The organism is Corynebacterium sp. HMSC06C06, assembly GCF_001807295.1.
In the GTDB taxonomy this organism is placed as follows: domain Bacteria; phylum Actinomycetota; class Actinomycetes; order Mycobacteriales; family Mycobacteriaceae; genus Corynebacterium; species Corynebacterium striatum.
Genome location: NZ_KV788521.1, coordinates 87,286 through 113,272 on the forward strand (window position 1 = coordinate 87,286; position 25,987 = coordinate 113,272).

General features: G+C 59.0%; 15 protein-coding genes, 2 tRNA genes and 1 other RNA gene. 14 read left to right on the forward strand and 4 right to left on the reverse strand.

What is annotated here, in order from left to right; translation table 11 throughout:
• The first annotated feature begins 67 nt into the window (after positions 1-67).
• From HMPREF3153_RS11710 to HMPREF3153_RS11740, 7 genes are read left to right on the forward strand one after another with little or no spacing between them, the layout of a single operon-like run.
• Positions 68-3,739, forward strand: a complete 3,672-nt coding sequence (locus tag HMPREF3153_RS11710; protein WP_070420957.1) for a tubulin-like doman-containing protein — start codon at positions 68-70, stop codon at positions 3,737-3,739.
• The gene (locus HMPREF3153_RS11715) at positions 3,739-6,606 is read left to right on the forward strand and encodes a hypothetical protein (protein ID WP_070420958.1); all 2,868 of its coding nucleotides are present in this window, start codon (positions 3,739-3,741) and stop codon (positions 6,604-6,606) included. Before HMPREF3153_RS11710 ends, HMPREF3153_RS11715 begins: the two co-directional genes overlap by 1 nt.
• Positions 6,607-6,618: 12 nt before the next feature.
• Entirely contained in the window at positions 6,619-8,859 is a 2,241-nt protein-coding gene (locus tag HMPREF3153_RS11720) for a SaeA-related protein (protein ID WP_046645740.1), read from the forward strand.
• Complete coding sequence (locus HMPREF3153_RS11725) at positions 8,859-10,466, forward strand: GAP1-N2 domain-containing protein (RefSeq protein WP_070420959.1); 1,608 nt, start codon at positions 8,859-8,861, stop codon at positions 10,464-10,466. Before HMPREF3153_RS11720 ends, HMPREF3153_RS11725 begins: the two co-directional genes overlap by 1 nt.
• On the forward strand, positions 10,459-11,418 hold the full coding sequence (locus HMPREF3153_RS11730; RefSeq protein WP_070420960.1) for a hypothetical protein: 960 nt from the start codon (positions 10,459-10,461) through the stop codon (positions 11,416-11,418). The genes HMPREF3153_RS11725 and HMPREF3153_RS11730 overlap by 8 nt, the downstream gene beginning before the upstream one ends.
• Positions 11,418-12,431, forward strand: a complete 1,014-nt coding sequence (locus HMPREF3153_RS11735; RefSeq protein ID WP_005530376.1) for a TRAFAC clade GTPase domain-containing protein — start codon at positions 11,418-11,420, stop codon at positions 12,429-12,431. Before HMPREF3153_RS11730 ends, HMPREF3153_RS11735 begins: the two co-directional genes overlap by 1 nt.
• Positions 12,428-12,955: a hypothetical protein gene (locus tag HMPREF3153_RS11740; RefSeq protein WP_070420961.1), complete on the forward strand. Its 528-nt coding sequence runs from the start codon at positions 12,428-12,430 to the stop codon at positions 12,953-12,955. The genes HMPREF3153_RS11735 and HMPREF3153_RS11740 overlap by 4 nt, the downstream gene beginning before the upstream one ends.
• 54 nt (positions 12,956-13,009) lie before the next feature.
• Here HMPREF3153_RS11740 and HMPREF3153_RS11745 read toward each other — a convergent pair whose 3' ends face one another.
• Complete coding sequence (locus HMPREF3153_RS11745; RefSeq protein WP_070420962.1) at positions 13,010-14,446, reverse strand: hypothetical protein; 1,437 nt, start codon at positions 14,444-14,446, stop codon at positions 13,010-13,012.
• A gap of 52 nt (positions 14,447-14,498) precedes the next feature.
• On the opposite strand from HMPREF3153_RS11745, the gene gluQRS reads away from it, so the two are divergent.
• The 3 genes from gluQRS (at position 14,499) to HMPREF3153_RS11760 (ending at position 17,427) form a co-directional block, all read left to right on the forward strand.
• Positions 14,499-15,431, forward strand: a complete 933-nt coding sequence (gene gluQRS / locus HMPREF3153_RS11750) for a tRNA glutamyl-Q(34) synthetase GluQRS (protein ID WP_070421023.1) — start codon at positions 14,499-14,501, stop codon at positions 15,429-15,431.
• Positions 15,432-15,493: 62 nt separating this feature from the next.
• A complete protein-coding gene (locus HMPREF3153_RS11755) occupies positions 15,494-17,050 on the forward strand; it encodes a cation:proton antiporter (protein WP_070420963.1) in 1,557 nt (518 codons plus the stop codon).
• 44 nt (positions 17,051-17,094) lie between these two features.
• The gene (locus HMPREF3153_RS11760; protein ID WP_046645736.1) at positions 17,095-17,427 is read left to right on the forward strand and encodes a hypothetical protein; all 333 of its coding nucleotides are present in this window, start codon (positions 17,095-17,097) and stop codon (positions 17,425-17,427) included.
• A gap of 21 nt (positions 17,428-17,448) precedes the next feature.
• On the opposite strand, the gene HMPREF3153_RS11765 is transcribed toward HMPREF3153_RS11760, so the two are convergent.
• A complete protein-coding gene (locus HMPREF3153_RS11765) occupies positions 17,449-19,440 on the reverse strand; it encodes an acyltransferase family protein (RefSeq protein WP_070420964.1) in 1,992 nt (663 codons plus the stop codon).
• A 482-nt stretch (positions 19,441-19,922) separates the two neighbouring features.
• Here HMPREF3153_RS11765 and HMPREF3153_RS11770 point away from each other — a divergent pair, with 482 nt between their 5' ends.
• The 3 genes from HMPREF3153_RS11770 to HMPREF3153_RS11780 are packed head-to-tail and all read left to right on the forward strand — an operon-like array spanning position 19,923 to position 25,090.
• Complete coding sequence (locus tag HMPREF3153_RS11770; RefSeq protein WP_070420965.1) at positions 19,923-22,496, forward strand: YhgE/Pip domain-containing protein; 2,574 nt, start codon at positions 19,923-19,925, stop codon at positions 22,494-22,496.
• A complete protein-coding gene (locus HMPREF3153_RS11775) occupies positions 22,496-24,544 on the forward strand; it encodes a YhgE/Pip domain-containing protein (RefSeq protein WP_070420966.1) in 2,049 nt (682 codons plus the stop codon). The genes HMPREF3153_RS11770 and HMPREF3153_RS11775 overlap by 1 nt, the downstream gene beginning before the upstream one ends.
• 21 nt (positions 24,545-24,565) lie before the next feature.
• Positions 24,566-25,090 carry a methylated-DNA--[protein]-cysteine S-methyltransferase gene (locus HMPREF3153_RS11780; protein WP_070420967.1) on the forward strand — a complete coding sequence of 175 codons (525 nt, stop codon included), beginning with the start codon at positions 24,566-24,568 and terminating at the stop codon, positions 25,088-25,090.
• A 77-nt stretch (positions 25,091-25,167) separates the two neighbouring features.
• Here the strand turns inward: HMPREF3153_RS11780 and HMPREF3153_RS11785 are convergent.
• Positions 25,168-25,256: transfer RNA gene (locus HMPREF3153_RS11785), tRNA-Ser, on the reverse strand.
• Between the two features lie 344 nt (positions 25,257-25,600).
• A tRNA-Ser gene (locus HMPREF3153_RS11790) sits at positions 25,601-25,689 on the reverse strand.
• A 184-nt stretch (positions 25,690-25,873) separates the two neighbouring features.
• Between HMPREF3153_RS11790 and ffs the strand changes: the two genes are divergently transcribed.
• Positions 25,874-25,970, forward strand: an RNA gene (gene ffs, locus HMPREF3153_RS11795) — signal recognition particle sRNA small type.
• Positions 25,971-25,987 lie beyond the last annotated feature (17 nt).

Sequence of the window (25,987 nt, forward strand, 5' to 3'; positions counted from 1 at the left end):
GCCAGAACGCAAGCAGAACGCACAAGTTGAACACTTAAAGAGACATCCCGAAAGGTTTTAAGAGCAGATGAAGAAGTTCCTCGTAGTTGGCTGCGGTGGCTCCGGCGCCAAGACCTTGGCTTTTATCATGGACCAGCTCAAGGCGGAGCTGCGCACCATCGATCCAGACATCACTGAGTTGCCTAAGGCTTGGCAGTTTGTGAACATCGATGTGCCCCTCGAAGAGGAGGCTGGCCCGCAGAAGCTGCCGAACGTTACCCAGAGCGGTGGCCAGTACGTCGGCATCGGTTCACGACAGCGTTACAACCAGTTCGACGCGGGTATCTCTGAAACGCTGGGCCGCTCCGGCAAGCTGGGCGAGATCGCCACGTGGGCTTCGCGTACGCCGCAATCGAATGACACGAAGCTTGCCGATGGCGCCGGCCAGTACCGCGCCATCGGCCGTATCCTGACCCTGCGCCACCTGAGGGACATCCGCAACGCATTGAACGCGGCGGTGTCTGAGATGTTTACCCAGGAAGCTATCCAGGAACTGAACGAGCTCAATTACAAGCAGTCGAAGAAGCGCACCGATACTGGTTCCTCCGCGCCGGTTGTGCTGGTTGTTTCCTCCATGGCAGGCGGCGCAGGCGCTTCGATGTTCCTGGATGTCTGCCGCGTTCTGACCACCATCAAGAATCTCGATCCGACCAGCACGCTGGTCTTCATGTACACCCCGGAGATCTTCTCCGACAACAAGGCAGAGGACATGGCCGGTGCGTGGCCGAATTCCCTGGCCATGTTCGGCGAGGTTGTGGCTTCCCAGATGGGCAACTCCACCGCGCATGACCGCGCCATCTTCGAGGCCTTCGACATGGGCACCCCGCCGGACGGTCCGACATTCGGCCGTATTTTCCCAATCGGTTCCAAGATGGGCACAACCGGCTCCCGCTTCGGCGATGGCTCCGCGATGTCCGTCTATCGTGGCCTTGGCCGTGCGCTGGCCGGCTTGATGGCCTCGACCCGTGCCTCTGACAACCTGGTTTCCTACGCACTGACCAACACCCCATCCGGTGACGGCGGCCGCCGTTTCTTCGGTTGGGACCGTGATCAGTCCCAGGGCGGTACGCCGTGGGCACGCTTGCCTTGGGGCTCTCTGGGCTACGCACAGATTTCCATGGGCCGTGACCGCTTCGCTGAGTATTCCGCACAGCGCCTGGCCCGTAGTTCTTTCGACCGTTTGCTCAACGGCCACCTTGACAAGGCCAATCCGGAAGCTGGCGAGATACAAATTGCTAAGCGTCTCGATGAGCGTCTACCTGCCCGCTTCCAGGAGATGACTCTGGACCCTAACTGGGCAACGGGCGCACCGATTGATATCAACACCACCTGGAACTGGCTGATGGCCAATTTCAATACGATGGCCCAGCCCGCCGCGGAAAACGCAGTGCGCAACCTGCGTAATTTCATTCCTATTGGCGAGGGCCGCAACGTAAACGAGTGGCGTGGCGAGCTCATCCAGAACCTGAACGACCCACAAAACCAGCAGTACATCTCTGGTCTGCTCCAGCAGTCCGCGTATGACACCGCGTACCGCTATGCCAACTTCTTCTCTGACAGGGTTCTTGAGACCGTTGAAAGCGAACTTGCTGCAGTCGGTGTTCCTTATGTCCGCGAGCTTCTGGACCGACTCAGCGACATCCTCACTAGCGGCGACCGTCTGATGCCGCAGCTGAACGAGATGTCTAATTCCTTCCTCAGCACCAACGTTCTGGCTTTGCCGCAAGGCTCCGAGCCGATTCTGAGCCCGCTGACCGGCAAGGGCCAGATGACGGACCCAACCCCCACCGTTAATGCCCTGTTAGGCCTGTACCACCAGCAGTTCTACAGCTACTTCCTCATGGCGATGGCGCACATCCTGAAAGATGTTTTGCAGGACTACGCGGATGAGAATCTCTTCCACCTCAAGCGCGAACTGAAAGATGCCCACGAGGTCTTGGAGAAGGCTGCACAGTCGCGTCCGGAAACCAACAAGCTGGCTGACGTTCGCACCAACGAGGTCAACGCATGGCCGGAAGAAATCGACGAGGTCGTCGAGTCGCGCTTCAAGGGCGCCGAGAACGAGATCATGTTGACTGACGTCAACGCGTTTATCACCGATTACCAGGACCAGATGCTGCGCACCATTCAGGGCCAACACGCCACTTCCGACGTCCAGCACTATGACCAGGCTTATCCGTTTGCGGTCCGCGCGGTTATTCGCGGTGAGTGGGATTCCCTGGATGCCAACAAGGCTCCGAATAACACCTTGGCACCGCAAAAGCGCACTAACGATGAGTACAGCAACCGCGCCGGCTGGGTTTCCAAGTACCTGTCCCGTCACCCACAGACTGGCGAGGTTCGTGAGTCGCAGCGCGCCCAGTACCGTGCACGTATCCGCCCGGCGGACCTGCTGGGACGTGCTCGCGATTGGATCAACCGCCGCGACTACGAGTTCCACAAGTTCAACTCGGTGGATTTGCGCAGCTACCTGACGCTTACCCCAGATATCAACGAGGTTGAGCATAGTCAGCGCATCGATCGCTTCGTCAGTGCCTTCCAGCTGGCGCTGAGCTATGCTCGTCCATTGGCCGCTGTCTCCAGCGACATGGTTCAGCGCATCCACGGCAAGGACGTCCAGTACACCTACTCTTTCTCGGACATTCCGTTCGAGGCATTGGGGAACGAAGAGACTGGTATTGTTCCACGCCTGAGCAGCATCCTGAGCACACCTTCCATCGATGAGCCATCCCAGGTAGCGCTGCGCAACTCGCTCAACATGTCTGAGCAGGTCCAGCACATCGAAATCTTTGGTTCCTACCCGAACTACTCGCCGATCGTCTTCTCCTCGATGTTCGGATATATCGCAGAAGACATCGACAAGCAAGAAAACTTCGATGGCTCTTATTGGTCTGAGCGCCGCACACGCCCGCTAGCTGCCGCTCTGCCGATCACCGAGACGGAGCGTCAGGCCATGGTGGCAGGTTGGATCATTGGCCGCATCACCGGCCGCATCTACATCTCCGATCAGGACACCGACAAGGCCGCGGCGCATATCTTCGATGACACTCCAGGTGGCGTCAATGCTTGGGTTCCTTTCCCGAACCCGATGCTGATTTCCCCGCGTCGTATGGTCAAGAAATCCGACTGGATGTCTTCTGTCCTAGAGTCCATCTTCATCGCCTACGCAAAGGTGCAGAAAAACGGCCCTTATGGCTTTGGTTCTTCCTTGTACCCGTACCAGCTGCTGCGTGGCCTCTACGACAATGGCAAGGACTTCGCGCACTCCGGTGCGTCCACGCACCCGCTGGTACATCGTTTGGCTGAGTTCCTGCGCGATGGCAACGTGCCGGGCCGCGGCGTTGTTGGCTCCAGCATCCAGGATCGTTATGAATCCTTCGTTGCGAAGCTCGACAGGCATGTGCGTAATGCTGATCACTTCATTCCGGGTGGAATGAATTCTCTGCCGGGCCAAGGCATGGATGATAAGCCTTATGCCACCATCCGTCGCCGTGAGGTGGCTTCGGCAACGCCTTACTACCGCGACCTTGCACCGGACGTCGTCGTCATGGCGCAGCGTATCCGCGATTTGCTCGGCCAAGCCAAGACCGTTGCTGAGACCCCTGTTTCCTACCAGGCTGAGACCAGCCGCGATTTTTCGCCGGTAACGCCTAGCTTTGGTTCCGAATTTGAACTCCCTGACTTGGATGACACCTTCTAATGACTAACGTATTGTTCTTTGGACACGGCGCCACCGCGGATGAGATTCGTTCCCGCCTTTTCGACCTGCGTGCAGTGGGCTTGCTGGATAACTTCATGTGGGTGGACTACACCCACCCCACGTCAGCTGCAGTAGTGCGCTCTTTCGATGCGGAGGGCACGCCACGCATTTCCACGCTTGACGACGCCCTGCATCGCCACGAAGGAGACATCCTTCTGGTGGTTCTCGATTCGATGGATGAGGCGCAACCCCTGCAACCAGAGGCGTTGTCGCAGTGGGCTGCCGCGGTAGATTCCCGCATCGTGCAGGCATCCAACCAGCGAGTGCGCCTCCTGCTTTCGGCGTTGCCATTGCGCAACGTTCACATCGAGCCCTTGCAGGTGTGGGAGAACCTGGTGCTGTCCCCGGAAGAGGGCGGCACTCCTTCGTCGACGCGTATTCGCCCGATTCCGCGTTCTGAGGATGGCTTTGAACTGGCCCAGTTTGCTGCGCCTGCCGTGGCATCTATCTTCGGCCTCTGGCGCGGAATGCCGCAGGCTGCGGTGTTTGATCCAGACACCGGCCGCCTCATGGAGACGGGCAACCGCGAGAACTTCCGTTTGGTGCGTGCATTTCACCGCACTATCGACGCCAGCGCGGTTGAGAACGCGGTCAAGGATCGCGTGTTCAATCCGAACCGCCCCTTACCGCGCCCGCAGCTGCGCAACAACAGCCATGCCGAGCGCGTCACTGATCCAGCGAGGCTGACTCAGTACTACTCCGACACGCTTTTCGCGATGCACGGGAGTTCGCTGCTGTCCCCTGAAATCCCGTTGGAGTCGCCTAAGACGCAGAAGGTCAGCGCATGGGCTGCCCTGCGCGATAACCTGCGCCTGTACTGGGCCACGGGCATCGGCAAGCCGCAGGATTGGGTCAACAGCCACCGTGGCACGGTCAACAGTGCCACCGCGGGCTTCCTTCAGAACCTACTCTATGGCCAGAATTCCAACATGGAAGTCGTTCTGGATGGACACTCTGGTAAGGGCAATGCTGTGTCTATTCAGCAGATGCAGCAGAAGAACCAGCGCACCCTGGCTGAGGCGCAGAAGGTGCAATTCGACATCGGCCAGGCGCCGCAGCTGTCTGGTATGTGGGAGGCCTACCACGACTTCGCCCTTGGTTTGGTTGATGGTCAGTGGAAAGAAGACGCCATCTTCACACCGCAGAAGGGCAGCCAACAGGAAGTCCTGATCGTGCAGTATGGGCAGCAGTCCGTGCCAGACATGAGCAACTCCTTCCTTGGTTTCCATCCGCTGATGCACCGCACCGTGGGCTACAACAACGAGTCCGAGGCTAAGGTGGCCCCATTCGACCCGATTGCGGCTGAGAAGTTCGCAGCAGACCTGGACTGGACCAGCCAGGTCACGCAGAACACGGAAGTTAACCGCAAGAAACAGGAATTCGCTGCGTGGCGCAATCAGAACCAAAACAGCTTCGCCTGGAAGGTCGGTACTGGCTTGGCACAGCGTCTTGGTGTCGCTCGCCAGCGCGTTGATTTCTACGAAACGGAAGCACGCAGGCTGCGCGAGGAAGAAAAAGGCTTTGCTGTGCGCGACTTCAACGATGAAAATCGACGACTCACGAACAAGCTGCGTGCGTCGTGGGGCATCCTGACTCTTGTTCTGGTCGTGCTGTTCTACATGTGCTTGGCCAATTACAACCCAGATGTGAAGATCTGGGATGGCATGCTCACTCTCGATTGGCGGTGGACCACCTTTGGCGTGATCCTTTCGATCATCCTCTTCCTTTTGTTGACGTGGCTGATGTTCACCAAGGCACAGCGCGAAATCTACGATTACGTGCAAAGGCAAAAGCTCAACCGCCAGAACCAGGAGATTGCCGCGCGCAACATCGTGTCAGCAGCTGCCGACGTCGACCGCATCCTCAACGCTTACAGCCAGTTCCTCAGCTGGTCCGCGATCCTTGGACGTGCCATCTACGCACCGTTCGGGCTTAACTCCACCACGAGTGATCACCTGCGTACCCCAGAGTCTGGCTTGCCGGATAACGCGCGAATCGGCCAAGCGCAGGTCTCGGAAGATGAAACCAACCGCATGGCTGAGGAGATTCGCTCCCAGGTTTATTTACGTGACTGGGCGCACAAGTCCCTGCGTTCGCTCGTCGATTACATGAACTCTGTCTTTGAGCGCAATCAAGTAGGCCAAGGCTCGGTACAGCTCAGCGCTATGTGGGGCATGCGCGGCGAAAACTCTAACACCCAGCTCGACCTCATCTCACGCCACCTAGATCACCCACTCATGGCTTCCCGTGATGAGAAGCCGCAGGTCTGGCACAACGTGATTACGAATCCGCGGATGGCTGGCAGGCTGCAGCACTACCTGTCTTCGGTGACCTTCTTGGATGAGAATCGTCGTCAGACGCAGTCCACAGAGCAGTTCCTGGCGGGTATGAGCCAAGAGAAGGGGGCAATGCAGGCCTTCAGCAACGAGGCCCTGACCACCCTGGGTGCTTCGGCAGGCTACACCGAGATTGACCCTGACTACACGCGCACTATTGAGGTGGACAGCAATACGGAGCTGACCAGCCAGCTCTCCCGTTCTCTCACTGTGGTCCAGTTCGGCCGTATCACGGATTTCAAGTACCTGGTGCCGAAGGAAGAGCGGCTGGAGGAAGCGGTGCCATCAGCGTTCTTCGAGGATGCGCTGAGCGATCTCGATGACACTGATCACATCGATTCTTTCAATAATGCTTCTCAGGTTCAGCCTGGATACAGCTTTGGAAATGAGACCAGCAATACCGCAAATCCTTTTGGTTTCGGTCAATCGCAGCAGCCACCATCGCTCGATGATCTGGACGATACGTTCTAGGAGCGAAGAAAGATGACGCAATCCCAGCCAGCAAAGATCACGGATATTCCGCTGTCACAGCTGATGCCTTTGCACGCGATGCGCAGCGTCACTGTCGACGACGTACGTAACGCATTGTCGCCTGAGTTTGCTCAGTTCGCTGAGCAAATCGCAGCAGTGTTCAGCGGTGAGAGCGTGGAGCATCCAGAGCTTTTTGCGCGCAACCTCAACCCGGAGCCACAGGCGGAGGTTACCGGAAACTTTATCCAGTCCGAGACTTCGGAGATCAAAGATATGAGCCCCCACAACGAATCACCTCAGCCACAGAAGCCCAAAAAAGTGTTTGACTGGGCAGCAGAGTTGGCAAAACTGGAAGCGGCAAAGGATTCTCGCACCCAAGTTAACGAGGATGATTACACCAATCTCCCTGCATCTGCATTTAAAGTGCCCTATAAAGGCCGCCAGGCTGCGGGCTGGGTTGCCCCAGAGATGCACTACGAGATTGAGATTCCCGCTGCACAGCCCCAGTCGGACATACCGGAGGAAGAAGCGTACGGCTACGAACCGTCGGTGGAGGAGAGCTCCGATGCGCGCCACCCCGTGCGTATCTGGTGGGAGCCGCTGGAGTGCCAGCCAGGAGAAATGGTTCTCTATCGAGTGGTAGCTGATGACAAAGAGATGATCGAGTCGCCAGAGGCGGGCGAGACTCTCATGATCACTGAGGGCTTCGCATACCGTGACCATAACCCAGGCGAGTCGGGCCTGCGCCACTATTCGGTGTGGGCGTACAAGGGCAAAGACCTTGGGGAGATCATCAGTGCGCAACCGGTGTTCATGGGCGAGACCGCGGTGATCTACCCGCCGGTCAACGTCAAGGTCACCACCATCAAAGGCGCGATTCAGGTCTCTTGGGATTTGCTCGATGGCCATGAGGGCGCCGTCGTGTATGCGTGCAAAGACAACGAGCGTGACAAGCTTTCCCCACGCTTTGAGCAGGACATTGAGGCCAGTGGACGCAAGGCTACGATCCGCGTCCAGGAAGCCGGCCAGACCATGGTCGTGTCTTTGCTGGGGCAGGCGCAGTTCCGCAGCAACACGTTGACGAGCGTTAATGAAGCCGCGGTCCAGCACCGTGTGAAGCTGGCCAGTGAGCTCGAGAAGATGACCATTACTCGGTGCGAGCGTGTCACGGTCGAAGGACATGACAATATCGACATCGATTGGCGCTCGCCAAAGACCGGCGAGGTCAAGATCTATCTCACGCCGCATGCGCCGCTGCCGGAGCTGCGTACCAAGGCTATCGATAAGTCCTACGTGGAGAACGCGTTTGCCGACGCCGTGACTGAGACGCGCGGCGTTGCTCAACCGGATTCGCCGCAAAACACCACGGTGGCGTGGCCCCCGGATTGGTACGAGGTGTACATCACCCCGGTGAACTTCAACGAAGCTGATGCTTGGGTGGGCGAGTCAAAGGTTCTGCAGCGCGTCCTGCCCATCGCGGAGAATGAGGTCCGCCTCATTGAGCGTGTGGACAGCCAGCTCATCTCCTTCAACTGGCCACTGGGCGCAACCATGGTGGAAGTTACCACCAACAGCGGCACGAGCACGGTGCGTGAGGAAGACTACGAGCTGCAGGGCGGCATCCGCTTGAACCTGGAGCGCCACAGTGACCGCGTGCGTCTGCGTCCTTACGCGATGTACGCAGGCGAGCGTACCGAGGCTGAGGAGCGCATTCTGGAATACGCGGGACTTCGGACAGTCACGTATGACATCCTGTATGACTTCCCGACTCGCCAAGTTGGTGTTTACCTCTCGAGCTTGGACAGCGGCGACAAGCGCCCATTTTCTTGCCAGGTTGTATACAACCCAGAGCGCCTTCCGCTTTACGCTGAGGATGGTTACCCGCTGAAAATCTCCGGCACCAATACGGCGACGTACACAAGCCAGGGACTGGGACAAAGCACGTTCCAGAACCCTGACTTTGTTGTGGAGCTCGATGAGCGCACGCTGCGCGGTGGCTACCTGCGCTTGTTCGCGGTTGATGGTTTCAATTCGATGGACAGCGGATTCGACTCCTTTGGGATGGGAAGCAACGACGTGTTTAATTCCTTCAACCAGAGTGGATTCGACTCGTCGGAGTTCAATTCCGAATTCAAGGCGAATGACAAGGCCGTCGTGGTGGAGCGCAACGTGGCTAGCCGCTTGTTCTTCCCGGCGAGTGCTTTTAACCAGCAACCGGTTGATTTCAACGACTATCAGAAGGGGCAGCAGTAATGGGCGGCGCATTTAGTTACGCGTCCTTTTCCCGCGGAAACGGCCGTGCCGGTGGTTGGGGAGTGGGCTCCAAGGTTGGCGATATCTCGTCAGAAGAGCTCCAGGAGCTCATCACTTATGTCCCGACCACGCTGAACACTGGCACTCGCATCCCTGACTTTCCGTCCGCGCAGGAGCGTGCAGAGCTGGTGCACCGTACCGCTGTATTCACGCTGACTGAGGAAGGCGAGAAGTGGGTCACCATGGTCTCTGTTCCGGCGGGAATCGATGCCACGGGACGCGGTGGAAATGTGTTCACGTACACCTGCGTGACGGACGGCGGAACTCCGCCAGCGCCAGCCCAGGTACTGTTCTCCCCGGACGTGCCCACTCCTTTCTCCATCTTCGAGGTGGACAAGGTACAAATCCCGGAGAAGATTGTGCGCAAGGGCCCGCTGGCTTTTGATGCACTTATCGACGACTTTCTGGCTGGCGAATTCCAAAAACCTGCCACTCTTCCGGCGCCATTTAAGTCCGTGACCCCCAATCCGGACGCCGGCTACAACGCACGTTTGGTCAGTGCCATGGCGCAGGTACTTTCTTCCAAGAAGAAATCACTAGTGGTACTCGTTGCACCAGAAAACCAGGCGGCATTGTGGATTGCCGCAACCGCCCGCGAGGTCGGCGAGCAAGGCTTCGGGTACTCCACGTTTGAAAAGCCAGCGGGTATCGCTGAGCTGCCGCTGGGCACTTCGACCATGGTCGTCGTCCCGGAAAGGGAAAAGCTACGCCTGATGGAGATGGTTAAAGCCGGTGCTATCCCAGGTAACCCGGTCGTCTTTGTTCTGGGCGCGTCCCTGCCCGATATCAGCGCCTATGATGACTCTGCCGTGCAGCCGCAACAAAGCACGGTGGCGGAGCAGTCGCGCCCTTTTGGCGAGCCACAAGCTCCGGCCGCTGAAGCTTCACCATTCCTGTCAGAGGCTCCGCGGTCACCGCAGCCGACCGGATTTGCAGAGCAGCAGCCACTCGGTTCCTATAACGCAACGAACCACAATCCTTTTGCTGACGTCTCTGCTGCTCCTACGCCGGTCAATCCGGCGCCAGAGACCCCTAAGACCCCAGAGTCCACAGTTCCAGTGAACCCGGCGCCGGTGCACCCACGGGTGGAACACCGGGCGTCGCCAAGCGCAGCTCCGCGCCCCAATGCATGGGTGCCGCCGCTGACTAAGCAAGAAATCGAGCACCTATATAACTACGATCCGGCGTGGTGGTTGAAGTACCTGAATGCCAACCGTGGCCGTGCTATTCACCTCGCGATTCTGGATCGCTCCTGCTACCCAGAGGGTTACTACACCCTCGCCTTGGCTGCGGCAATTGCCTCCTGGGTCCAGCTGTTCGAATCGCCTTATAAGCTCCTCGTTCGCGAAATCTTGCGAGGTCTCGACGACGACACAATCGCGCAAGCGCGTGCTCTCGTGGTTGAGCGGTTTACCGGGGTCATCAAATTAGACCGGTGCAGAATGGGTATCGATTCCCAAAGCGATCCGGGCCGCTTCATCAAGGAAATTGCTGAAGAGATTGCTCGCAACGTCCAAAGCCAACGGAAGGTAGAAGACTATGGCTAAATACACTTTGAAGGATGGAGATTCCCGCTCCATTTCTATGAATGACAGCATTCGTGTCGAAGCCTTCGAGATTGGTGCAGGTGGCGCGAGGATTGAGCTGGAGATCATTGGTGAAGGTGCGGATTTTAGTCGCATCGACAAGATGTACTACATCATCCACAACATCACGGAACGCGCAACGATTCAGGTGAAGCCGTCCGGGGCGGCAACCTACGGCCAGCGCACCGAAATCCGCTTGAACATTTCCAATGGCGAGGACACCGTCAGCTTTCCGCGCGTGCTTATCGATGGTGCTGAGGACAGCTCGGAACGCCTGGCTGAGCTCACCGCTGAAGGTGGACGCCTCCGCCTTGATGCCTTCGGCTCTTCTGAAGGCGTGGGTATTACCGACTCCGCACGTGAGGTTCGTTCCAAGATGCGCCGTGCTGCGGTGAACGACGCCGAGCTGAAGAACGCCACGGCAATCATCGACAGTTCCTCGTCCATGCAGGTCAACGTCAACAATGCGGCGCTCGATCTGGTGGCTAAGTACATCAATGCCCTCGCTGATTCCTTCAGTGGCTTCATCGCAACCGATGGTCGTGAGCGCACTGACCAGCACGTGGTGAGCGAATTGCGCAGCTTCATCCGTGGCGTCATCGAAGCCGGTGCTGACCGCGTGGGTCAACGCCGTTGGCGCAGCGAGGATCTCTCTGCGAATTCCTCACTGTTTATCTACGTCACTGATAGTCCAACGGCACAGATGCTGAAAGGCGATATTCCTTCGGTGGTTATCGTCGTCAGCCCGATCGCTAAGCAAGAGGTCGAACTTGCCAAGGTAACTGCAGGGGACCACGCGGTGGCCTTCGTTGTTATTGACGCCGAGGCCGTTGAAAAGCAGGGGAGCGAGTTCAACCAGGACCTGGCACGCCTGTCAGATCAGGTCGCCGAGATGCTCAAGGAGGAGTACTAATGGCTAGCTTGGCAGCATGTCCGTGGACGTTCCGTCCACTGGAAGAAGGCGCTACCGTCAGCCCGTATAACAACCGTGAGTTGTTGCCCAACTGGACCGAATCCGTGACCCATTGCGTGGCCATGGCAGGTGCTCGTAACTCCGGAAAGTCTCTGTATACCGCCGTTATGGTCAAGCAGCTCAAGCAGCTGGCGCATAAGCACAACCATTCCGTATTCGCAGCGGATCAGTCCACGGAGCAGCGCTTCCAGGAAAAGTACGAGCAGCCGCTCTTCCAGGAGATGAAGAGCATGGACCCAACTCCGAGCGCGGTGGCTACGGACGCGTATCAGCGTGACCCGCTTATCTTCGATCTTGGCCAGTGGCCAGATCCTGAAGGCACTATGCGCACGAATTACCTTGTGTTCCGCGATGTCGCAGGTGAGGACTTGGAGAACTTGCCGGAGCGTGAGGATGACCGTGAGGCGCTGTCCTTCTTCAAATACGCGGACCTCGTGATTTTCCTCTTCGACCCGCTCCGCGAGCGAGAGATCCGTGACTACCTGCACGGTTTGGTTCCTGACTTCGGCGAGCTGGGTGCGGAACCAACCCGCGTGCTGGAGAACCTCATCACCCTCATGGGCGAGGACTCCCCACCACCGCTGGCGGTGACGATTTCTAAGTTCGACACGATCCAGAAGCTCGAGCAGAACCCGAATACGCAGTGGGCCAAAATCATGGGCAACACTGGTGCCGCGTTCCGTCGTGACACCGGTTGGAACTTCTACTTCGATGATGCCACCATCTTGAGCTACGAAGTTGACTCGCTGCTGCGCTTCCTTAAGGCCAACGACCTCATCAATATGGTCAACAACATCAGCCAGAATGGACGCCAGTACTTTGCGGTCTCTGCATTGGGCGAGGCGCCAACTGGCCGGCAGCTGGCGCGTAGCGGCATCGCGCCGTTCCGCGTTCTTGATCCTCTACGTTGGATGCTCAGCAGCCGCGGTGTGTTTAAGGATGATGTGCAGTGACTTTCGGCAGCCCGCGGGGCAATCAACAGTTCGGTTATCCGCCACAAGGAGGGCAGAGTAACCAGGGGTTTGGGGCGCCGGCTGCGCCCTTCAGCGACTACCGCTTTGGGCAGGTAGCCGAGCAGGAGCAGGTAAAGCGCAAGGCCGCAGACATGAGCGCGTGGCGCGCGCCGTGGACGCTGCAGATTGCCGCGCTCATCGTCCTCGGCATCTCCTCCTACATTGTGTACTACGTCTTCGAGCTCGTGGCTTCGGAGCGGGTGTCGGAATCCCTGAATCGCATCGAGCGACTGGCTACTGAGCTGGGTGTTGTGCTTTCCATCGTCGTGGTTGCGTTGTGCGCTCTGAGCGTTTACGTGTTGCATGCGCAGCATAAAGCGCGCATTTGGCTTTCTGCGGTCCTAGCGCTGGTCGTGCTCATGATTGTGTTACCGCACGTATGGCCTATTTCCTTGGCCGCAATCGTGGCCATTGTGCTGCTGTGGCTGCCAAGCAATAAGGAATGGTTTGGCTTCATAAGCTAGGCGCTTGTAAGCGAACAGCATGTGCGCAGTTTGGCATGAGGAGATGACTCGCCGCTAGGCCTTCTTGGCCAGGGATGCCATGGCGTCGTCATTTCCGGCGGCGGAGAAGAGGTTGTAGGCAAAGTGGTAGCGCTGGCGTGCACTATCCGCGTCGTTGGCGAGGGCATAACGATCTCCCAAGAGCTCGGCGACCTCGCCGAGGCCATTGAAGTCGGCGGCGGTTTGGGCTAGCTCCACTGGGTGCCGCTCGAGGAAGTCCATCAGGATCTGTGTGGATTTGTACAGGTTGTTTGCCTCAGTGCGCAGCGTCTCAGAAAACAGCACGGTCCACTTAGCGGCTACGGGAAGCCCCGTGTGCTTGAGAACACTGACGTAGCGGGAGGCGAGGATATCGTGCGCTTCACTAAGGTCGGACTGCATGAGCCCAAGAACTACTTGCTTGAGTAGCATCTCCAGCTCGCGTTCTTCGTTGCCGTCACGGGCGTGTTCTTGGGCGGCATCGGCGTAGAACTGGGCGCGGATTATTCCGGAGGGGTCCGTGATATTGCGGGCTGCATCTTCGTAGAAGCGAGCCAACATGGCGATGGGGAGTTCGAGGTATTCCCGCCGCTTGTGGTTGCGGCGCAGGATCTTGTAAGACTCCTCAGCGACGACTTCGCGGGCTTCATCCGAAGTGGAAGCCCACAACGCGCCAACTGCGGATTCGAGGAGAATAGTCAGTGCCTCTTTTAGCTCCGTGTTTGCGCTGGAATCGAGGCTTGTGGTGGGGGCTGTGACCTGCAAGGGGCCAGCAAAGGCAGAATTTAGGACCGCATGGTTGATAGCGACGAACTCGGACGCGTGTGACTGGGCATCGCCAGACTTGGCGGCGTCGAGTCGCGTGCGCAGGCCAGCCAAAATTTGTGCGATGCTCTGCGCCCCAGCCTCATCAGAGTCTGCCGTTTCGTTCGGGGTAGCAACTGGGTGGATGTTAGTTTCAGGCGCTGCTGCCGCCTGAGCGGCGGCTGTTTCCTCAGCCTCTCGTTCAGCTTGCTCGGTGGCCTTGCGTTCCTCGAGTTCGTTGAGCTCGGTGAGAATGGAGCTGTCGCCTGCAAATGCGGCCTTTTCCCCGAAGGCGCGGGCGTTCTCAAACTCCTCGAGTTTCATGAACTCATCGGCCAAGAGGGCGTAGCCGCGGCTTGCTAGATCAGGCTTACCCGTTAGGATGCCGATGCCAGCGATGAGTAGGCCATTGGTTGAGTCAATCGGCTCGGAATCATCGAGTAGGGAGGCGACAAGCAAGCTATGCGCTTCTAGGAGATCGGCAGCAGGCTGTGCGTCTTCAACTGCGCCGGTGAAGCGACCATCCACAATAACTCGGTCGATACCTGCTGTTATCTCTTCAAACTCGGAAGCGGGGAAGCCATCTTTGGGAGAGAACAATTTTGCCGAATCCAACAGTGCTGCTGCGCGCTCGGCATCGAGGAGAGGGAATGTCACGTCGGTAGGCATGGGACAGATTTTAGTGCAGGAGGAGACAAATTTCGCTCGTACACTAGAGTCCATGAAAACCGACACCCCCGCGGGGCGCTACGCCCCGAGCCCCTCTGGGGATCTCCATTTTGGAAACCTGCGCACCGCCCTGTTGGCTTGGCTGTTTGCCCGTTCTACAGGCAGGCGCTTTGTGGTCCGAGTCGAGGACGTTGACACCCAACGCTCATCGGAGGAGTCGGCGCAGCGCCAGCTGGAAGATCTACAGGCTCTTGGCATCGATTGGGATGGCGAAGTCATCCGCCAACAGGATCGCTATGCCGCCTATGCCGAGGCTCTGCGCCAGCTTCCGCACTACGAGTGCTTCTGCTCCCGCAAGGACATTCAGGAAGCCTCGCGCGCTCCGCACGCCATCCCCGGGCAATACCCTGGAACCTGCCGCAATCTCACGCCCGCAGAGAAAGAAGCTAAGCGCGCTGAGCTCGCGGCCGCAGGGCGCGTGCCTTCCTTGCGGCTTGCCGCAGAGGTCTCCGAGTTCACCATCCATGACGCATTGCATGGGGATTACACCGGAGACGTGGATGACTTCATCCTGCGCCGCGGCGGGCTGGTGGCCGACGTTGCTAACCCAGATACGGACTGGGCTTATAACCTGGCGGTAGTGGTCGATGACATTTATCAAGGCGTCGATCAAGTCGTGCGCGGTGATGACTTGTTGAGCTCTGCGCCGCGGCAGGCGTACTTGGCCTCCTTGCTGGGTCAACCGGCACCCGAGTTCGTCCACGTTCCGCTCGTTTTGAATGAGGAAGGCAAGCGCCTTTCAAAGAGGGATGGGGCGGTGACGTTGCGGCAGTTGCTCGAGGAGCAGAGCCCAAACGACGTCGTGGCGCACATGGCCGAATCCCTAGGCTATGAGACACGCAGTGCGGCAGAGCTCCTGGACCAGTTCGATCCCAGCTCAGTGGGGACTGAGCCCTATATCTGGATCAACTCTTCGATTCATTAATAAAGCGCGGACTATTGTTAAAGAAGTAACTAAATTATACGGTCGTGTTCGGAGTGATTTGAGTGGAAGTGCTACTGGTCCTAATCGGTTTGATGTTGTTGACCGTGATCGTTGTAGCAGTAGGTGACAAACTCGGTCTGCCGTGGCCAGCGCTCCTTTCTATCCTTGCCGCGTTATCGATGTTCATCCCGCGGCTGCCTGACTTCACGATTCCCACTGACCTGATTCTTCCGGTGTTCCTGCCGCCGCTGTTGTGGGCGCTGGCGAGGAGGACCTCCTGGGGAGTTATCCGGGAACAGTGGATGACAATTCTTAGCCTTTCCGTCCTTCTCGTGGTGGCAACCACCATGGCAGTAGGCATGACCGCATATGCTTTCCTGCCGGGCATCTCTCTTGCTGGAGCGATCCTCATCGGCGCCGCCATTGCCCCACCCGACCCAGTTGCAGTGGAGGCAGTCGCCGAGCCCGCAGGCATTCCGCGTCGTATCATTTCCACGCTGCAGACTGAAGGCCTCTTTAATGACGCGGCGTCGATTGTCGCTTTCCACCTCGCGCTCGTGGCAGTCACCGATGGCTCGAACATGTCCTGGGCAGACGCCATCACGAGCTTCCTCTATTCTGCAGTCGTCGCAGCAATCCTGGGCTGGGGAAGCGGCCGCCTTGCCTCCATCTTCATTGCCAGGGTGCACGAGGTCGTGGCCCGCAACGCGCTGACCTGGGTGATTCCCTTCGCTGTCTATGTTGTTGCGGAAGAACTCCATGCTTCAGGCGTCATTGCTGTGGTGATTGCCGCAGTTGAGCTGCACTCGCGCGCGCCCATCCAGGCCGAGGATAGGCTCTCCGGCCAGTCCTTCTGGGAGACCATCGAGCTGCTCTTTACCGGCGTGGCCTTCGGCCTCATCGGCATGACGGTAAACACTGCGGTACACGAGGCAGGCGCCAACCTGGGCCACTCCGTCATCGTCGGCATCTTGCTCTCCTTGGTTGCCTTCGTTGTACGCCTGCTGTGGATGTGGGTCTTCTACCTGATCAACAAGAAGCGCGGCAAACCCCGGCTTGCCCCGCTGCGCCTGCAGGAGGTTCTCCTCATGACCTGGTCCGGCATGCGCGGGCTGGTCACGCTGGCCTTGGTCTTGTCCATTCCTAGCGATGCCATCGCCTACAGCGATGAGCTTTCTGTCATCGCGCTGACCGTGCTCGTGATGACCATGGTGATTCCAGGTCTGCTGCTGCCATGGCTCATGAAGCGGTTGGATCTCACCACGTACTCGCAGGCGGCGTCGGACAAGATGCGCACCGAAATCACCAGCCGTGCGCGTAGAGCCGGAATCCAGTCCTTGCGGAAGAAGTACCAGGAATTGGATCCAGAGATCGCAGCAAATATCTCGCAGTGGTTCGAGGAACGCCTTGGTGAAGACGAAGACGGCGATGACGCTAGTACGCGTATGCAGAAGGCCATTCAGGCCCGCGACGTCGCCATTGCGGCGCGCCGGGTAGCACTGGCTGGTGCGCAGCAGGAGCTGCTGCGCCTGCGTCGCGACCGCAACTTTAACCCCATGATCGTGGATGAGGTGCTCGAAGAAGTCGACCGTATGACCCTCGGAACCAAGACTCACTAGGCTGGGCAGCCGGAACCACATCGCCTCGTACAGGAGCAACACACATGAACGCATTTGAGTATGCCCAGCTAGAAGACAGCATGGACTACTTGTACGACTTTTTTGATCAAGACTTGGAATCCCGCGTACGCACTGAACGTGAGTACCTGCCGGAGTCCCTGCAGGATCTGCTCGGGGACCATACGGTGTTGGACTACATTTGGCTGTGGATTAAAGAGCCCGGCCCCAACGGTTTCAAGCAGTATCTGCGCGACGGTGAATACTCTGAGGCCGAAGTCGAAGAGGCATTTTTGTGGACTCGTAACGAGTGGGGCTACAACACCCCACCTCATATTGAATGGTTAAAGGCCGATGGCTACGAGCCACCGGCCTTCTAACGAGCGCTTTTAAGAAGCTTCTTAGTGCGTGGGCTGAAAGTCCACGGCCACGATCTGATTGTCCGGCTTGGAGCCGTCAGCAGGGAATGCCAGCGCGATTGCCTTGGCAAAGTACTCGGCGCGCTTCTCGTTGCCTTCGGTGGAGTAGTGTACGTCGTCGCCCGGCAGGAACCACTCAGTGTGCACGTCAGAGGCCCAGTCATAAACCACCAGGTTGGGGTAGCGGTCGCGTGCGCGCAGCAGGGCCTCGTTGAAAGGCGCCATGTTGGCGTTGGCGTAAGCACCGGAATCCAGGTTGGTCTTGGCAGTCGGCCACATCACGGGGGCGTCGCCAAGCACCTGCATGATCTGGTCCACGCGCCAGTCTTCCTCGCCGGAACCGCCCACGGCACGGTTGGCGGCGTCGTTCACGCCAGCGCCGATGACCCAACAGGATTCCGCGCCGTAGCCCTGGCCCAGCAGCTGGTTGACGGAGTCGAGGATGGTTGGATCCCCCTCGAGGGCCTCAACGGTGGAGCGGGCGCCGGTGACGTCTGCGACGACTTCTTGAGCGCCGACGTTTTGGTAGGTTACCTGGGCATTGAGCGAAGGAACGGAGATGTAGTCGTCGGAGAACATGCCGATTGACGTCGAGTCACCTACGTGAATGACGGTGGTGCAGCGCGTCTTGCCTGCTTGGGAACGATCCGGGGCTGCGAAGCTAGGATCCGCGCTTGACGACGCCGCCTCTTCCGGCGCCGCCGCATCGGGTGCCTTGTTAGCAGGGCCGTTACCGCCGACCTTCAGGCCCATCTGCTGCGAACCAGCTGGCTGATCCTTGCCTAGGGTGTCGTTCCATGCGGCCGGAATGCCCATAGCAACCACTGCCGCCAGCACCGTGGCTGGCACGGCTAGGGCAATGCGGGGCGTGCCCAGAGCCTTGCGCTCAGCCCACCAGTTTTTGACGGGAGCAAACACACCGTTGCGGCGAATCGGGTCCTCCACCAGGGACCAGGAAATTGCCGCCAGCGCGATGGCTACGACGGTGACCAGGATGGGGTGCGCCACCGACCATTCCGGGATGAACACGATAGCGGGCAGGTGCCAGAGGTAGATGCCGTAGGAGCGCTCACCGATCCAGCGCAGCGGCGCGAGGCCAAAGAACTTGGAAAAGAGTGTGCGCTGATCCAAGGCCGCGGTGATCACGGCCACGCTGGCAACAGATAGCGCAAGCAGGCCCCAGTTGTAGAGGTGCGGGGAGTAGTCGGTCAGCCACCAGTAGAGGAAGCCGATACCCACCGCGCCCAGCAGCGCGCACGGAATGGTCAGGGCGCGCGGCGGGATGCGATAGCCTTTGTCCTTGGTTAGCGCGATGGCCAGTGCGGCGCCGAAGAGGATGCCGCCGGCACGAGTATCGGTGCCTTCGTAGACGCGGGTGGCGTCAGCGCCGGTGTTGAATAGGAAAGCCATCCAGCCGAAAGAGACCGCGGCGAGGACGAGTGTGGCCGCAACCAGCGGTTTGCGCTTGCCGCGCGTGAGCTTGAGCAGCACGAACAGTACCAGCGGCCAGAAGAGGTAGAACTGTTCCTCCACGGACAGGGACCACATGTGGTCGAGCGGCGCGTGGCCGGTGAAGCGGTCGAAGTAGGACTGTCCTTCCAGGATGACATGCCAGTTGTTGACGTAAAACAGCGCGCTAAGTGCGTGCCCGCCGGTCTCGCTGAGTTTCGCGCGATCGAAGAAGATAGTCAGTAGCAGCACCACAGCCAGCATGAGCACAACCGCAGGGACCAGGCGGCGGAAGCGGCGCAACCAGAAGGTTGGCAGGCCCAGGCCCTTGCCGCGCAGGTGGCTGCGCATGAGGTTGGCGGTAATCAGGTAGCCAGAAAGCGTGAAGAACATGCCGACGCCCAAGTAACCGCCGGGCAACCAAGCAGGATTCAAGTGATAAGCCAGAACACCGAGTACGGCGACAGTGCGCAGCCCGTCAATAGCGGGGACATATGACGTGTGTGAATCGACCGGTCTTGGCATCCGGAATTCTCCTCCGAGGGGACAAAGTTAAGGGTGGGGTGGATTGTGAGACCTCACTACTTTAAACCCCTGCTTGGGCATTTTGGTGTTTGTGCGGAATATTCCCCGTCGCATGGAGGGGCGCAGCGTGTTCGGTACGCCGAGCACTAGGGCATGGTGGGTATTGCGCACGGTATGTGCTGCATTTCACAAAAATTGGCGAGGGTGATGAGTGGAGGGTGTAAGCTTACGAGATTTTCGTTGCGCCCCTCTGCAAGCTTGCGCGCCGGAAGTGATAGTCTACACTCCGTTTATGGCTAGGAGCTTGGGAAATGGGAATGATGCTTGACGGGGAAGTCCGAGCGGCGGGAGCCGGTAGAAACTTAGGGAAATTGAACAAAATCACTCCCGCGTAAATAATTTTTGAAGTAAATTTCATCCGCGCCTTGAAATATAAAGCCGCTGGTTAACCCGATTGTCTAAAGCTGAGTAGTGTGTTCTAAGTGCGTTACGCTTGGCAGATTTTTACTCGAGACATTGCCCGTCTCGGTCGCACTAAAAAGGCATGGATCATCCTCATCGGCGTGGTCATCACACCCGCCCTCTACTCGTGGGTGAACATTGCAGCCTTTTGGGACCCGTACGGAGCAACCGAAAACATCAAGGTCGCCGTTGTCAATGAGGACAAGGGCGGATTTTCTGAGGTCACGGGCCGTATCGACGTAGGAAAACAAGTAACAGAACAGCTCCGCGAGAACCACCAGCTGGGCTGGCAGTTCCTCGACGCTGAAGCTGCAGAGAGATCGCTCGAACGCGGCGATACCTACGCCACCATCACCATCCCCTCCGACTTCAGCTCGGAGCTGCTGGGCGCGCTTAACGGGCAATATACCCAGCCGGCCCTGGAGTATCGTGTAAACGAAAAAGCCAGCGCGATCGCCCCGAAGATCACCGATACCGCTGCATCGAGCCTGGATAAGCAAATCACCTCTGCGTTCAAGGAGCAGGTAGCTGAGGCCGCGGCCTCCAACGTGCGCGACGAGGGAAATAAATTCCAGAACAAGATTCAGCAGTCTCGCCAGCGCTCTGAGGGCGCCTTCGATAAGGCCGCTAACAATATTGAATCGGCACGCAGCGATCTGCAGCGAGTAGGCGATAAGCTCGGCAGCGCCCAGTCCTCGATGTCGGGCGCCAAGCAGACGCTAAGCGACGTCGAGCAGGCAATGACGGATGCGCAGGCTGCGCTGGGGGACGTCCAGGGCATTATCTCCGATGCTCAAGGTAACGTCACCGGCTACACTGACTCGCTAACCTCAGCCTTTGTGGAGGGCGCGACTGGCCTGGCGGAAGGTACGTCCCGTGCCCAGGAATCGGTCGCCGACATCACCGCACGGCTGGACCAAGCTAATTCGCGCTTCAACTCTGCAACCCAGCAGACTAACGACGCCATCTCTGCCGGCGACGAGTCCATCAAGCAACTGCGCGGCATTGTAAACTCGCCCGCGATTTCCCCTTCGGTAGCGGGCCCACTGAACGACGCCATCTCCACCCTGGAAGATGGCAACGCCGCGAACAAGCAGCTGTTGGGCAACCTGCAGGCGCTCAGCAATGACAGCAATGAAACAGCCAAGTCCATCAAGTCCACCGCGGACGCGGTCAACCAGGCCGCACAGGACACAAAGCAGACCTCGCAGACGCTGTCGGATGCTGTGGACAAGTCCGTGCCCGAGCTCAACCGCGCAATGAGCAACTTGAGCTCCAAGGTGGGTGGATTCTCGGCCACGCTGGAGACCCAGAAAGCAACGATGAAGGAAGCGCAACGCTTGGTCGACGGCGTCGCCAAGCAGCTCGGCGCCACCCAGGAAGCGGTGAGGTCCTTTGACGCCGACCTGGCTTCCCTCGAGGAAGGCGTGGAGGGCGCGCGCGATGACGTGCGAGCCATCACCGCGACCTCACGAACCAAGGAGTTGCAGACCATTACCGGCCTGAACTCCGAGGAAATCGGCAACTTCTTTGCCGATCCAGTCGAGGTCAAGAGTGAGCCCGTCTACCCGGTGGGCTCCTATGGTTCCGCGATGGCCGCGCTGTTTACCAACCTCTCCCTGTGGATTGGCGCCTTCGTGCTCATGGTCATAATCCGCGTGGAGGTGGACCTCGAGGGCTTCAAGCGCCTGACCGTGGGACAGGCCTACCTCGGCCGCTTCATGCTGATGGCCTTGCTGGTTCTGGTGCAGGCCGTCATCGTAACCGTGGGCGACCTCGCCATCGGCGTGCAGACCGTGAGCCCGGTGGGCTTCGTGGCCACCGGCATGCTGATCTCTTTGGCCTATCTCAGCATCATCTATGCGCTATCGACGGCGCTGGGCCACGTGGGCCGGGGTCTCGCCGTGGTACTCGTCACTGTGCAGATCCCTGGTGCCTCCGGCTTGTACCCGATTGAGCTGATGCCGACCTTCTTCCGTGCGATTTATCCGCTTTTGCCGTTCTCCTACGGCATCGACGCAATGCGTGAGACCATCGGTGGCTTCTATGGGCTGCACTACTGGAAGTTCATGGCGGTGCTCGCGCTCATGTTCGTGACCTCCTTCATCCTGGGTCTTATCGGCCGTCGCAGCTTCGCGCACTTCAACCTGCTGTTTAACCGCGAGTTGGCCAAGACGGATCTCATCGCGGCGGAAAACGTGCAGATTGTCGGTGATGGCTACCGCTTCGCCGACGTCATCAAGGCGTTGCAAGGCAAGGAAGAGTTCGCGGCCGACTTGGAAAAACGCAAACACGACTATCAGCACTGGATTCGCATTGCCGCCGTGGTGGGCTTTGTGGGCATGGTGGTGCTGGGAATCATCGCTGCGTTGGTTCCTTCGCAGAAGCCGTTCCTGCTGGGCATTTGGACGCTGTGGTGCCTGGTGATTCTGGCCATCGCGGTCACGCTTGAGTACCTGCGGCAGAGCTTGGCACAGTCTGCGGAGCTCGTGGATCTGGACGAGGAAGAGCTGCAGCATTCTGTCGCCGCACGTGGCGAGGGCGTGCATTCGGCAACGGCTGCCGCTTCCGTTTCTGTTCAGGAGGAGGAGTAATGAAAAAGATTGGTGAAATCTTCCTCGACGATCTCCGTCGCGCAACCAAGAACGTGATGGCTGCCGTCATCCTCTTTGGCCTCGTGGTCATTCCGTTGCTGTTTACTTGGTTCAACGTGCTGGCCAGCTGGGATCCCTTCTCCAACACCGGTCAGCTCAAGGTCGCTGTGGCCAGCGAGGATACCGGCTACAAGAGCGATATCTTCCCCGTTCCGTTGAACGTGGGCGAGCAGGTGCTCTCGCAGCTGCGCGCCAACGACAAGCTGGACTGGATCATTACTGATCCGGAGAATGCACTAGACGGAACTAAGTCCGGCGAATACTACGCCGCCATCGTTTTGCCGGAGCACTTTAGCTCGGACATGATGACCTTCTACGCGGAAGGCGCCAAGCCGACTGAGATCTCGCTGTACACCAACGAGAAGAAGAACGCGCTGGCGCCGAAGATCACCAACCAGGGTGCGGAGGGTGTTTCCTCCCAAATTGCGGAGTCCTTTACGCACACGCTTGGCGACGTCTCCCTTGGCCTCATTTCCTCCCTCGACGACTACCTCAACCAAGGCGATACGCAAGCGGCCCTCAAACGTATCGAGACTCGCGCCGACGGCATTGAGGCGCAGCTGCACACCGGTGCGCGCACGGCGCGCTCCATGGCCAGCCTCGTGGACTCTTCGGTGCCACTGGTGGAAAGCGCGCAGCGCATTGCGAATGCCCCGCGTCCTTCGCTTGATGCGCCGAGCGGCGAGCTGAACCTTTCGACCGAATCACTCGACGCCGCACTCTCGCAGACCGCGGACAGCTACGACGTCGTCCGCCAGCGTATCGATGCCCTCTATGATTCCGCCTCCACCTCGCGAGCCTCGATGCAAGCAACGCTCAACACCCTGGCGGGGCAGGTCCAGGGCCAGATTGACGCCTACAAGGGGCTGCGCGACCGTATCAACACCGACGTTAAGCCGGTGCTTCCTGCGGAGGCCGCCCAGCTGACCAGCAACTTGGATGAGGCGATTGCCGCACAGGAAGCGGTGCATTCTCGCCTAGTCGCCGCAGCCAACGCGCCGGGCACCGAGAAACCGGACTTCTCTGCCATCGACCGTGCCAAGGAGGCAATTGAGAGAAGCCGCAACTCCCAACTGCGCACCTCGGTGGGGCAGTTGCAGTCCTCCCTCCAGCGAGTTGGTCAAGACATTGGTACGCAGGGATCCAGCATCAGCCTCGATACCGAGACTCTGACTGGCGCGCGCGATGCCCTTACTACGTTGGCCTCGGAGCTCGACAGTGATGGCGAGCGCTTCGGTGAGCTCAAAGATGAGCTGGGCAATGCCCGCAAGACAGGCGACTTCTCCAAGCTGGCCAAACTGGTGGGCTCCAACCCGGACGCGTTAGCCGGCTTCATCGCCTCGCCGGTTGCGGTTGACCGTCAACCGGTCTACCCAGTCGCAGCATTCGGCGCTGGCATGGCGCCGCTGTACACCACTCTGGCGCTGTGGGTGGGGGCGCTGCTGACGGCGGTCACTTTGCGTACGGATGTCACTGATAAGTCATATTCTGTGGTGCAGCGCTTCTTTGGCCGCTTTGGAATCTTCGCGATGATCGGCTTCCTGCAGTCCACGCTGCTCTCCCTGGGCCTTATCTTCTTCGTGCAGCTAGAACCCGCACACCCGTTCTTGCTGTGGCTCGCAGCCTGGGTTTCTTCGACCGTGTTCATGATGATCATTTATACGTTCGTGGTTTCCTTCGCCAACGCGGGCAAGGCGCTCGGCGTGCTCTTGCTCGTCATCCAGGTCTCTAGTGCGGGTGGCGCCTACCCGCTGCAGCTCCTGCCGGAGTGGTTCCAAAACATTAGCCCGTGGTTGCCGGCGACGTACACGATTCGCGCCTTCCGCGCCGCTATTGCTGGCGTCTACCACGCGGATTACTGGCTCTCGCTGCTGGTCTTGCTCCTCTTTATTATCCCAATGCTCTTCCTTGGCATCGTGCTGCACAAACCGCTCAACGCCTACACCACCAACCTCAATGCAGAGTTGGCAAAGACCAAGCTGATGTAATACCGCACTAGAATCGCCGGCATGGCATCTACACCCCGCTCAGTTACCTATCGTTACGTCGACTCGCCTGTGGGCGAACTCCTCGTGGCGGCGACTGAGCGGGGTGTGGTCTATCTGGCCTTCGCATGCGAAGACTCTGCGAAAGTGCTGGCACGTCTTAATGACAAGATCGGCCCGGTGTCCAAGGGCACCAGCCCAGAACTGACTCTCGCCGTAACGCAGCTCGCCGAGCACTTCGCAGGCACGCGTCGGACATTTACCGTGCCCATCGATGAGGCCCTCACCTCGGGCTTCCGTCAGCGCGTGCAAAGACTCCTGTCGGACATTCCGTACGGCGCAACCTCCACTTATGCCCAGCTTGCCGATGCCGCCGCAAACCCCAAGGCCGTCCGCGCCGTGGGCAGCGCCTGCGCCCGCAACCCGGTGCCGATCATCGTGCCGTGCCACCGGGTGCTGCGCAGCGACGGCAGCCTCGGTGGCTACCGTGGCGGCGTGGCCGCAAAGGAGTTGCTGCTGCGCTTGGAAAACGGTGCGCTGGAGTTCTGACCTTCGCCTTGTCAGCGCTGCAGCTCCTGGCTGCTGAAAACGAAAAAATGGTCCCAGCTCCGAAGAGCTGGGACCTGTGGCGGAGGATAGGGGATTTGAACCCCTGAGGGATGTGACTCCCGCACGCGTTCCAGGCGTGTGACATAGGCCGCTAGTCGAATCCTCCGTTGGAAAACATTATCAGCCATGTCTAGAGCGGCAAAATCAGCAGGTCAATAGCGGAAAGGTGGCCCTCAAATTGCGTGGACCGCCCGCGAGCCACGCGAGCCGAGCGCAAACCATTCGGGCTGAGCATGAATCCTGCGGCCTGAGTGCAATCCGTGTGAGCCCAGTGTCCAAATGGTGAGGTCGCGTCCAAATGGTGAGGTCGACCCTTTACGGATGGGGGTGCTGTTAACTGCTGGGGCTGTTGAATGGCGAACTCACCATCTGTACCTCACCATTTGGCCCTTCCACGCCGCCGGACTCAAGAAAACGTAAATGGTCCCAGCTCCGAAGAGCTGGGACCTGTGGCGGAGGATAGGGGATTTGAACCCCTGAGGGATGTGACTCCCGCACGCGTTCCAGGCGTGTGACATAGGCCGCTAGTCGAATCCTCCGTTGGAAGACTCTACACGAGCAGGCCCAAAGGAAAAATTCGTACACCGCACGCCGGGTAGGCCGGTCTGCGTCCGGCGTTAGTGGAGTAGCCGTAACAGTGGCCATAGTGGTGGGAGGAGCGGGGCCGCAGCGACGGAAAGAATAACGGTTTGCCGCGAGCGTGGCTAGCACGCTAGGCTTATCGGCAGGATTCCGCGTGGCGTCCATCCTCTGAACTCCCCCAGGGCAGGAATGCAGCAAGGGTCAGGAGGCTCTGACGGGTGCGCGGGGTCCCTTTTAAGTTTTCTGGGTGATAAA